General features: G+C 72.5%; 9 protein-coding genes, 1 pseudogene and 1 riboswitch. Of the genes and pseudogenes, 6 read left to right on the top strand and 4 right to left on the bottom strand.

What is annotated here, in order from left to right:
- Window positions 1-682 (bottom strand): alcohol dehydrogenase catalytic domain-containing protein (locus AB0J10_RS30365; protein ID WP_363066068.1); only part of this gene is annotated, 682 nt, incomplete at its 3' end.
- 154 nt (window positions 683-836) lie between these two features.
- On the opposite strand from AB0J10_RS30365, the gene AB0J10_RS30360 reads away from it, so the two are divergent.
- Window positions 837-1,607 carry an alpha/beta fold hydrolase gene (locus AB0J10_RS30360; protein WP_363066066.1) on the top strand — a complete coding sequence of 257 codons (771 nt, stop codon included), beginning with the start codon at window positions 837-839 and terminating at the stop codon, window positions 1,605-1,607.
- A gap of 156 nt (window positions 1,608-1,763) precedes the next feature.
- Here AB0J10_RS30360 and AB0J10_RS30355 read toward each other — a convergent pair.
- Window positions 1,764-1,814: pseudogene (locus AB0J10_RS30355) on the bottom strand (hypothetical protein); the annotation flags it as partial.
- A gap of 188 nt (window positions 1,815-2,002) precedes the next feature.
- On the bottom strand, window positions 2,003-2,392 hold the full coding sequence (locus AB0J10_RS30350) for a (2Fe-2S) ferredoxin domain-containing protein (protein ID WP_363066064.1): 390 nt from the start codon (window positions 2,390-2,392) through the stop codon (window positions 2,003-2,005).
- A gap of 39 nt (window positions 2,393-2,431) precedes the next feature.
- Window positions 2,432-2,621, bottom strand: a riboswitch (cobalamin riboswitch).
- A 239-nt stretch (window positions 2,622-2,860) separates the two neighbouring features.
- On the opposite strand from AB0J10_RS30350, the gene AB0J10_RS30345 reads away from it, so the two are divergent.
- The 4 genes from AB0J10_RS30345 to AB0J10_RS30330 all read left to right on the top strand — a co-directional run bounded on the left by AB0J10_RS30345 (window position 2,861) and on the right by AB0J10_RS30330 (window position 7,186).
- Window positions 2,861-3,256 carry a hypothetical protein gene (locus AB0J10_RS30345; RefSeq protein ID WP_363066062.1) on the top strand — a complete coding sequence of 132 codons (396 nt, stop codon included), beginning with the start codon at window positions 2,861-2,863 and terminating at the stop codon, window positions 3,254-3,256.
- Between the two features lie 177 nt (window positions 3,257-3,433).
- On the top strand, window positions 3,434-4,036 hold the full coding sequence (locus tag AB0J10_RS30340; protein WP_363066060.1) for a carbonic anhydrase: 603 nt from the start codon (window positions 3,434-3,436) through the stop codon (window positions 4,034-4,036).
- An 85-nt stretch (window positions 4,037-4,121) separates the two neighbouring features.
- Window positions 4,122-5,717, top strand: coding sequence for a SulP family inorganic anion transporter (locus AB0J10_RS30335; protein WP_363066058.1), 1,596 nt, complete (start codon window positions 4,122-4,124; stop codon window positions 5,715-5,717).
- Window positions 5,718-6,067: 350 nt separating this feature from the next.
- A complete protein-coding gene (locus AB0J10_RS30330; protein ID WP_363066076.1) occupies window positions 6,068-7,186 on the top strand; it encodes a selina-4(15),7(11)-diene synthase in 1,119 nt (372 codons plus the stop codon).
- A gap of 296 nt (window positions 7,187-7,482) precedes the next feature.
- Here AB0J10_RS30330 and AB0J10_RS30325 read toward each other — a convergent pair whose 3' ends face one another.
- Window positions 7,483-8,823, bottom strand: coding sequence for a cytochrome P450 (locus AB0J10_RS30325; protein ID WP_363066074.1), 1,341 nt, complete (start codon window positions 8,821-8,823; stop codon window positions 7,483-7,485).
- Window positions 8,824-9,340: 517 nt separating this feature from the next.
- Here AB0J10_RS30325 and AB0J10_RS30320 point away from each other — a divergent pair.
- Window positions 9,341-10,675, top strand: coding sequence for a cytochrome P450 (locus AB0J10_RS30320; protein WP_363066056.1), 1,335 nt, complete (start codon window positions 9,341-9,343; stop codon window positions 10,673-10,675).
- Window positions 10,676-10,816 lie beyond the last annotated feature (141 nt).

Below are 10,816 nucleotides of genomic sequence, written 5' to 3'. Positions count from 1 at the left end.
CGTTGTCACCCTGCTTCATGCCCGCGCCGTTGCGCGAGACGAGCTGACGGTAGGCGGTGGAGTTGACCAGCCCCGGCGCGGCGGCCTCCTCCCAGGTCAGGTGCTCGGGCTTCGGCATCAGCTGGTTCGACTTCACCAGCGCGATCTCGGCCAGCCCGCCGAAATTGGTCTCGAAGCCCCAGATCCGCTGCTCGGGGTCGAGCATCGTGTCGTTGTGACCGTCCGCGGACTCCAACTCCACCGACAGGCAGTGCGCCACGACCCGGTCCCCGGCCTTCCAGCGGTTCACACCCGGCCCGGCCCGCAGGACGACGCCGGCGAGGTCGGAGCCCAGCACGTGGTACGGCAGGTCGTGGCGCTTGGTCAGCTCCGACAGCCGGCCGTAGCGCTCCAGGAAGCCGAACGTCGGCAGGGGCTCGAAGATCGACGACCACACGGTGTTGTAGTTGATCGCCGACGCCATCACCGCCACCAGCGCCTCGCCCGGACCCGGCTCCGGCGTCACCACGTCCTCCAGGTGCAACGACTTCCGGGGATCCTTGTCCACCGTCGCCACACCCTCGAACATGCCGATGTCTTCTTTTCTGACGACGCTCCCCCGGTAACTCTCGGGGATGCGCAGACCGGAGAAGTCCACGGTCTCGGCGTCGTCGGAAAGGATGGCGCTGACTATTTCGTTCACAGGATCAGGGTAGGAAGAGGGCCTCGGTGCGGGAACCCCGATTCCACCGGCGGACCCCCCAGAAAAGCCGGTAGGGGGTTGTCGGCCGGAAATCCGCTCCGCAATTCTCTGTTCGGTGCACCGATGAGAACGGGTATGAAGGAATGTGGAAATTATGGAGAGTCCTGCCCGCGACGGCGCCGGCACAGGTTCCTGGATCCGCAGGTTCCACCCGGTCCCCGATGCCGACGCCCGGCTCGTGTGCTTCCCGCACGCCGGGGGTTCCGCCGGCTTCTTCTTCCCACTCTCGCGCGCCCTCGCGCAGCAGGGTGTCGAGGTGCTCCCGGTGCAGTACCCGGGACGGCAGGACCGGCAGGCCGAGCCCACCGTCCCGGACATGGCGGTGATGGCCGACCGGGTCGCCGAGGCCCTCACCCCCTACCTGGACCGGCCGTTCGCGCTCTTCGGCCACAGCATGGGCGCGACCCTCGCCTACGAGGTGGCCCGCCGTGCGCAGGACACCGGCCGGGCGCCCGCCGCCCTGTTCGTGTCGGGCCGTCGTGCCCCGCACCGGGTCGTCGACGACGGGTTGCACCTGCTCTCGGACCGGGAATTGGTCGAGGACATCCGGGCTCTCGACGGCACGGGGTCTGAGATGTTCGGCGACCCGGAGCTGCTGGAACGCGCCCTGCCGGCCATTCGGAGCGATTACCGGGCCGCCGAGACCTACCGGTTCCTCCCGGGACCGCAACTGCGCTGCCCGGTGCATGCGCTGACCGGGTTCTCGGACCCACGCGTGGGCGTCGGCGAACTGCACCACTGGGCCGGCTGCACCGATGGGCCGTTCGAGCTCCAGGTCTTCCCCGGCGGCCACTTCTACCTCACGGATCACGCCGAGGCGATCACTGCCGGGATCGCGGACCGGCTGGCCACGGCGACGGCCTGACGGGCGGTCCCGGCCGGGCCGTGGCGGACTCGGCCGGGCCGGCGCGCCAGGCCCTTGACCGGCATCCGCCGTAGGTCCTCCCCGTCCAGCAGCACCCGTCCGTGGCGGGGCCAGTGCCCGGTGGACAGTGCGCAACAGGGTCGACCTCCCGGCGCCGTCGGGGCCGACGAGGCCGACGACCTCGCCGGGGGCCGCACTCAGCGACACGCCCTCCGCCAGGGCCCTGCCCCGTCCTGGACCACCGGCAGGTCCTCCACGGCCAGTCCTCCCGGCGCGCCCACGGCTCCGCTCCCCCTCGTGGCGTCCTCCCTCATGCCGTGCTCCGGCGCATCAGCCACCGGATGACGCGGCGGGCCGCGCGTCGGACGGGAGCGTGGGGCGAGGGGTCCGACGGCTCAGCCTGCGTCCCGGAGCGATCCGGAACGGACGCGCCGTGGCGGGGTGAAGGCGTACAGCGCGAGGATCTCCGGCATCTCGGCGAGGCCCGGGCCGCCCGCGCGCACCCACGCGGCCACGTCCTCGGTCGCGGCCGGATCGTTCACCAGGCCGAACCAGGCCGGTCGCCCGCCCGCGGCCCGCCCCTCGGCCGACGGCTGCACGACGACGACGTTCGCCTGGTCGCACACGTCCAGACAGTCGGTGATCCGCACCGGTGCCTGTTCCGCGAGACGCGCGGCCTGATGCGCGTGGTCGACTCCGGTCACCTTGGGACTGCCGCAGCAGCAGTCCCGGCACACCACGATCCGGCACGGCACCGGACCGGTGTCCACTGGCCCCCTGGGCACCACGACAAGCCCTCCCCTCCGGGGAAATCCGCCCCGGTCAGCTCGAGGAGGCGACCGCGTGAGTCTCCTGGCTCCCGGGTCACCGCTCGCCCCGGCCTTCCCACCCGCCTCCGGGCAGTGGTCCGCTCGGGGTCCGCTCGCCGATCACAGTGGCGGGACCGCGCCGGATTCACACCGGCTTCCTCGTTCCGCCGTCGCCTTTTACGGCGCTCATCATCGCAGAGTCCCGCGCCGTGTCCACGCCGTGTCCGGATCCGGCCGGCCAGGACCGCCCGTCACTCCACTCCGGGCGGCCACCGAGGGCGTCGGCCGTACCGCGAACGGACGCCCACCGGTGGCACCCGAACACCGGACGAACCAGGCTGACAACACCACATACTGCAAAAGACGCAGTAATCAACCGGAAAACGAGGCAAAGGAACGGTAATGTTCGGCCCGGCGCAGCACTGACAGCCAAGGAGTCCGGCGGTGATCTCACGTGTGTCAGCGGGCATTCTGCTGATCTGCGCGGTGCTGCTGCACGTGGTGACTCCGCTGTGCGCCACCCCCGACGCGCCCCGGGCCGAGGCGGCCGTCGTCACCGAGAACAGGAACCCCCACACCGCGGCCGTGGTCGTCCGCGCGGACGGTGCCGGGCTCCACCACGACGAGTACGACCCGCGCAACCACCCCTCGCGGCTGACCCCACTCGGCGCTCCGGCCGCCGCCGGCCCCGGCTACGGGAACACCGGCCACGGCGGCGGCGCCCCGGACGAGACGACGGGCCCCCCGCCCGGCACGTCGGCCGGGACCGCGAGACACAGCCGGAATCCCGGCGCCGCAACGGCGCCGACCCTGAGCACCCTGCAGTCGTTCCGCTGCTGACCGGCAGGTGCGCCACCGGTCACCGCCCTCCCCCAGCCCCCGGGACACCGCTCCGGCACGCCCCGGGACGGACCCGGGGCGGGCCGACGCCGCCGTCACGGGGCGTCAGGGCCACCGCGGCGCACCCCTCTTCTGCGAAGCAGACCCGTTCCGCATCGAAGAGACCGAGGTACGACCATGCAGTCACTCATCGAGCACGCCCGGCAGTTCCCCGCGCGGATCGCGGGCCAGCAGGACGCCTACGCGGCACTCGCGCGGGGGCAGCGGCCCCAGGCGCTGTTCATCACCTGTTCCGACTCCCGGGTGGTCCCCTCGCTGATCACCGGCGCCCGGCCCGGCGACGTGTTCGAGGTACGCACGGCCGGGAACATCGTCCCGCCCTGGCGGCCGCAGGCGGCGTGTGCCGTCGGGGGCAGCCTGGAGTTCGCCCTGGAGGCCCTGGAGGTGCCGGACATCGTCGTGTGCGGCCACTCGCACTGCGGTGCCGTCCAGGGCCTGCTGCGGGAGCAGGACGTCCGGAGCATGCCGCTGGTACGGCGCTGGCTCACCCGGGCGGGCCACCGCACCGGGCAGGACGGGTCCGCTCCGTCGGCCGACGAGGAACTGACGCCCGCCGTGCAGCGGCACGTCCTGACCCAGCTCGGCCATCTGCGGACCTACCCCTGCGTCGCCCGGCGGCTGGACTCCGGCCGGCTGCGGCTGCACGCCTGGTTCTACATGGTCGAGTCCGGCGAGGTCCTCTCCTGCGCGGCGGACGGCCGCACCTTCCGGCCCCTGTGATCCGGGCCGGTGCGGTGGCCGCCGGCGGCCACCGCACCGGCCCCGACGCCCACGACGTTCCTTCCTCACCTCCTGAAAGAACGCCATGCCCCTGATCACTGCAGAGCAGCGGCGCACCCTCCGCGCCGACGTCACCGCCTCCCTCGTCGTCTTCCTCGTCGCCCTGCCGCTGTGCGTGGGCGTGGCCGTCGCCTCCGGCGTGCCGGCCGAACTCGGCCTCATCACCGGCATCGTCGGCGGTCTGGTCACCGGGCTGCTGCCCGGCAGCAGCCTCCAGGTCAGCGGTCCCGCGGCCGGGTTGACCGTCCTCGTCTTCACGGCGGTCTCCGACTACGGGCTGCCCGCCCTGGGGGTGATCGTGCTCGGCGCCGGGCTGATCCAGCTCGTGCTCGGTGCCCTGCGGCTCGGCCGCTGGTTCCGCGCGATCTCCCTGGCCGTCGTCCAGGGCATGCTCGCCGGTATCGGGCTGGTCCTGATCGCCGGTCAGCTCTACGCGCTGGCGGACGCCAAGGCGCCGGGCGGCGGCCTGGCCGACCTGGCGGGCCTGCCGCGGCTCGTCCTCACCACCGTCACCTCGCAGAACGCCCTCCTGGCCCTCGCCGTGGGCGTGGGAACGGCGCGGCTCATCGCCGTGTGGCCGCGCGTCTCGGGACGGGCGCGGGTGGTGCCGGGAGCGCTGGTCGCGGTGGGTGTCGCGACCGTACTGACCGCCCTGTTCGACCTGCCGATCGCACGGGTCGAGGTCACGGGGCTGCTGCACGCGATCCATCCGCTGGGCCTGTCCGACGCGACGCGGCTCGCCGACGTGGGACTGGCGGCCACGGTCGTGGCGTTCGCGCTGATCGCCTCGGCCGAGAGCCTGTTCAGCGCGAACGCCGTCGACCGGCTCCACTCGGGCCGCCGCACCGACTACGACAAGGAGCTGATGGCGCAGGGCGCGGGCAACAGCGTCTGCGGTCTGCTCGGCTCCCTGCCGATGACCGCGGTGATCGTGCGCAGCTCCGCGAACGTCCAGGCCGGTGCGCGCACCAAGCTCTCCCGGGTGCTCCACGGCGTGTGGCTGCTGCTCTTCGCGGCCTTCCTCCCGCAGGCTCTCTCCTACGTCCCCACCGCCGCGCTCGCCGGCGTCCTGATCCACGCGGGGTGGAAGCTGATCCCGGTGAAGGAGATCGGGCCGCTGTGGCGGGACCACCGGGGCGAGGCGGTCGTCCTGGTCGTCACGGCTGCGGCGATCGTGACGACGAACATGTTCGAGGGCGTGCTCATCGGTCTGCTCCTCGCCGTCGTCAAGACCGCCTGGGCCATGTCCCACGTCCACATCTCCGTGTCCGACAGCGGCATCGGGCCGGTCCGGGTCCGGCTCAGCGGCAACGCCACGTTCCTGCGGCTGCCCCGCATCCTGGACACCCTGGAGGCGCTGCCGCAGCGCCATGTGGAGCTCGACCTCTCCGGGGTTCGCCATCTGGACCACGCCTGCATGACCGCCCTGCAGAGCTGGGCCGACGAGCGCAACGCCCACATCTCGCGGCCGGAAGCGGAGGTCGGGGTCCTGGGCGGGTCCGGTACGGGCGGTGCGGCTGCCGAGGCGTCCGCGGGCCCGGACACGGCCGGTACGGCAGGTGGCGCGGGCGGCCAGACCCGGGGCTCGGCCGGTTTCCGCCCCAAGGGGCCGCAGCCGTAGCGCACCTGACAGCACGTCCGGTGGCGGGAACGCGCCATCCGCCGGACGGACCGCCCCCGGGCCCGCGGACGCTTCGGCGGCCGGCACGGGGGCGTCGTGCGAGTGCCCGCAGGTTCCGGTTCCGACGGGGCGCCGCAGGTCCTGGGCCCCTGCCGGTCCGCCGTGTGCCCCCGTGGCCCTCCGCTCCTCGTCCTCGCGGGGGCCGCGGTCGGTGGTCGCCCTATTGGATCGGCCGACAGGGCTGGCTACTATGCGCCATAGTTGATCACTCTGAGGTGGGAGTGATCGGTGTGACCACAGTGGCGCCGGGCACGTCGGCCCTGGCGCAAACCGCGAACGAGAGGACGGCCGTGGGGCCCGAGCTGACAGTTCCGCCGATCTACTCCCCGATAGCCCCGGCAATCCATCCACGCCACGCGGACATCGACATCCGGACCGCCGCGTGGGCAGAAACGTTTCGCATCGGCTCCGAGGAGTTGCGCGCCCGCCTCGTACGTCAGGACATCGGTACTTTCGCCGCCCGCATCCTGCCGGAGGGCCGCCAGGAGGTGATCTCCCTCCTCGCCGACTTCGTCCTGTGGTTGTTCGGTGTCGACGACGGGCACTGCGAGGAGGGCGAGCTGGGCCGGCGCCCGGGCGACCTCGCCGGCACACTCCACCGGCTGCTGCGCGTCGCCCAGAACCCCGAGGCTCCGATGCTCCCCGACGACCCGCTGGCGGCCGGTCTGCGCGACCTGCGCCTGCGGGCCGACCGCTACGGGACCTCCGGGCAGACCGCCCGCTGGGTGGGCACGCTGCGCGAGTACTTCTTCTCCGTGGTCTGGGAGGCCTCCCACCGGAGCGCGGCGACGGTGCCCGACCTCAACGACTACACCCTGATGCGCCTGTACGACGGCGCAACCTCGGTCGTCTTCCCCCTGCTGGAGATGGGCCACGGCTACGAACTCCAGCCGCACGAGCGCGACAGCACCGCGGTGCGCGCGGCCGAGGAGATGGCTTCGTTCGTCATCACCTGGGACAACGACATCTTCTCGTACCACAAGGAGCGCAAGGGCACCGGCTACTACCTGAACGCGCTGCGCGTGCTGGAGCAGGACGGCCTCACCCCCGAACAGGCACTCACCACGGCGATCGCCCAACGGGACCGCGTGATGGGCCTGTTCATGCGGCTGAGCGGGCATCTCTCGCAGGACGGCAGCCCACAGCTGAGGCAGTACCTCGCCGGGCTCGCCTCCTTCATCCGGGGAGCGCAGGACTGGGGGATCAGTTCCATCCGCTACACGACACCGGACGACCCCGCACGCATCCCGTCCGTCTTCCGTGACACCCCGACGGACGAGAGCCGGGAACCGCTGGACATCCCCGCGGTCGCCTGGTGGTGGGACCTCCCCACCGGCCGGCCGGCACTCGCCCGGCCCCGCAACGGCACGCGGGAGGACCAGCACAGGAACCTCACCCCGGTTCGCTAGGGCGTGTTGCGTCCGGCGACGTTCGTCCCGTCGCGGCGCCCGGCACGGCGACCGGCGGCGCTGCCGAAGCACCGAGCAGGCCCTCCGGGCCGATCCGGCGCCTTGCGCCCCTCCCCCTCGGCCCGGAGGGCCTGGGGCGACCCCACGCACCGGACGCCGCTGCGCGCCGGGCGATCCTTGCCCGGCGCGGCACCAGTGCCACCCCTGGCACCGCGCGAGGAGCACGGGCGTCGCGGTGCGGTGCCCGTGCTCCTCGCCGCGGGTGCAGCGCCGGCCCGGCCGGGCGCGAGCGGGGTTCAGCGTGACAGCAGGGTGCGCCACCACGATCGGGAGGCCGTCGCCGAGGGGACGGGCTCGTCCTCCCGCGGGGGGAGAGGCAGGGCCGCCGCGGGCAGCGGCTGGGCCGCGATCGGGGCACCGTACGGCGGGAGCTGGGTGCCCAGTGAGCGCGGACGGGTGAACCGGACCGGGAGTGCGGAGGGCCGGCGGGTGAGCCAGTCCGCGGTGATGCCGATCTCCGTCTCGGGAACGGCGAGTCTCATGTCCGGCAGGAGTGACATGAGTTCGTCGATGCCGGTGTCCGCGATGGCACGGCCGATGTCACCGCCCGGGCACTCGTGGGGACCGCTGCTCAGCGCGAGGTGCGAGCGGTTCCCGTGCATCGGCACGGTCAGGTCGGGCCGCTGCTCGGGGTCCACGTTGGCCGCGGCGATGCACAGCAGCAGCAGGTCGCCGGACTTGATCGCCCGCCCTCCCAGCTTGGTGTCGGAAGTGGCCCAACGGCCCGGAACCACACCGATGCTGGGGTTGTCCCACATGACCTGCTCCAGGGCGTCGGGGAGAGTCATATGACCGCCCGACAGGCTGCCGCGGAACCGGCGGTCCGTCAGGATCAGCCGCAGTGTCTGGGCGATGAGATTGACCGTGCCCTGGTGGGCGGCCACCAGGGTCAGGCGCAGATGCTCGACGATCTCGGTGTCCGTCAGGCGTGACTCGTGCAGGATGAGCCGCGACGCCAGGTCATTGCCCGGCGCGGTCTTCTTGTACGCGACGAGGTCCTCCAGGACCTGGGTCACGAGCGCGTTGCTCGCGGCCGCCGTCTCGCTGCCGCGCATCAGGTCGAGCGTCGGCTCGACGAGCAGCGGACCCTTGTCCGGTGTCATTCCGAGCAGCCGGCTGACGACCAGCATGGGCAGCGGCTCGGCGTACTCGCGGACGAGGTCGGCGGTGCCGTCCGCCCCGAAACCGCTGACGAGCTGACGGGTGTAGTGCGTGACGTACCGGCGCATGCCGCGGCGGTTGAACTGGGCCAGTCCGTCCACGACGGCGCCACGCAGGCGGGCGTGCTCCTCGCCGTCGGCGAAGACGCACAGCGGCTGCCAGCCCACCATGGGGATCAGCGGGGAGTCCGCGGGGACGCGGCCCTCGCGGAAGGCGCTCCAGCGCCGCGAGTCCCGGCTGAACAGCAGGGGGGTGCGCATCACCTCCAGGTTCTCCCGGTACCCGAGCACGATCCACGCCGGGATGTCCCCGTGCAGGAGGACCGGGGCCACCGGGCCGTACTCCCGGCGCAGTTCCTCGTACGTGCCGGCCGGGTCGGTGATCTCCGGCAGGCGCCGGAGGCCGCCGGCGGCCATGCCGTGGGCGGGGCACCCGGGCGGTGGCACGAGCCCGTCGGCGGATGTCGGGGGTTGGGGGGTCACGGGGCCTCCGGATATGGGGAGCGACCCCCTTCACGAAGGCCGGCCGGGGGCGCTCATGATCGTCGCTGCTGACCGCGGGCAGCGGTCTCGGCTGCCGGTCTCCGCTGAGCAAGATCGGCACTCAGGGCAGCATATCCCCGGCCGTCCCAAACCCGACAGGGAGTCAATGCTCCGTCGGGCAAAGGGTGTTGGACCTCACGAAAGGGTCCACGGGATGCGTCGCGCCGGCGGCCGACGGACCGTTCGACGGAGAACGATGTTTCCCCGGTGCGGCGGGTGTCGAGAAAATGACCATGATGGTGCCCGAGGGGCGGCTTCCCGGCCTCCCCTCCTCCCGGTTCGTCCCGGCAGGCCCCCCGAGGGCCCGCCCGGGCACCGCCGCGTACACCACATCCCCCCACGCCGGGCCGGCAGCGCCCCGGCACGAGAACGTCTCGCGAGAGGACGCACCGTGTCACTGGAAGCCATACCTCGTGCCAAGGGCCGGGTGCCGGGCCTCGGTCATGTACCACGGCTGGTGCGAGCCCCCCTCAGGGTGCTCAGCTCCCTCCACGCCGAAGGCCCGGTACTGCGGCTCGACATCGGCACCATGCCGGTGGTCATGGTCACCAGCGCCGAGACCGTCGGCGAGGTCCTCGTCAAGAAGGCCCGCTCCTTCCGCAAGGGCCGGCTGTTCGAACGTGTCCGGCCGCTGGTCGGCAACGGTCTGGCCAACTCCGACGGCTCCCAGCACATGCGCAACCGGCGGCTGATCCAGCCGATGTTCTACAAGGAGCGCCTGGAGGGCTACGCCGACGTCATGAACGAACGGGCCCGGGCGCTCGCCGACTCGTGGAGGGACGGTCAGGTCGTCGACGTCGACCGGGCCATGGGGGCCCACGCGATCGAGACCCTGGCCGCCACCCTCTTCAGCACCGACATCGGCGCCCCGGCGGTACGGGCCGTCCAGGAGGACCTCCCCGTCATCCTCAACAGCATGCTCTTGCGGGCTCTCGCCCCCAAGGCCCTCGACCGGCTGCCGGTCTGGCGGGCGTTCGACCGGTCGGCCGCCCGGATGCGTTCCGTGATCGACGACGTCATCACCGCCACCCGCGCCTCCGACCCCGAGGGCCGCACGGACCTGCTCTCCCTGCTGCTCTCGGCGCGGGACGATACGGGGGCGGGCCTCACCGACGAGGAGGTCCGCGACGAACTGACCACCATGCTGTTCGCGGGCACCGAGACCACGGCCTCCGCACTCGCCTGGGCGCTCCACCACCTGAGCCGGCTGCCCGACGTGGAGGCCGCGCTGCTCGCCGAGATCGACGAGTCCACGGGCGACGGGCCCGTGACGTTGGCCGATGTGCCCCGGCTGCCCGGCATCACCAGGGTCCTGGACGAGGTGATCCGACTCCATGGTGTGGTCAGCCTGATGCGACGCACCAACGAGGCGGTCACCATCGGGGGCTACGACATCCCCGCGGAGACCGAAGTGCTCCTGAGTCCCTACGCTCTGCACCGGCATCCCGGACTGTACCCGGACCCCGACCGGTTCGACCCGGACCGCTGGTTGCCCGAACGGGTCGCGGCACGTCCTCGTGAACACGTCGTGCCCTTCGGGGCGGGCAACCGCAAGTGCATCGGCGACAGGTTCAGCTGGCTGGAGGCCACGATCACCCTGGCCACGATCCTGCGCCGCTGGCAGTTGCGTCCGGTCCCGGGCAGCAAGCCGCCGCGTGAGGCCACCGCGGCGATGGCGCACCCGACCCGCATGCCGATGGTCGTGCGCCGCCGCGGCGACGGCTGACATGGTCCGGGCGGCGACCCGGAGTTCGCGCGGCGGCCGCGGCCGGCAGTGCTCCGGGCGCCCGGTCCCGCGGGAGTGACCCGCTCGCCGTGCCGCCTCGCCGGCACGGGGTGTTCGCGGCTCCACCCCTCCTGCCGCCCG

The organism is Streptomyces sp. NPDC049887 (assembly GCF_040656535.1).
GTDB lineage: Bacteria > Actinomycetota > Actinomycetes > Streptomycetales > Streptomycetaceae > Streptomyces.
This window is presented reverse-complemented; position numbering and strand designations above follow the sequence as displayed.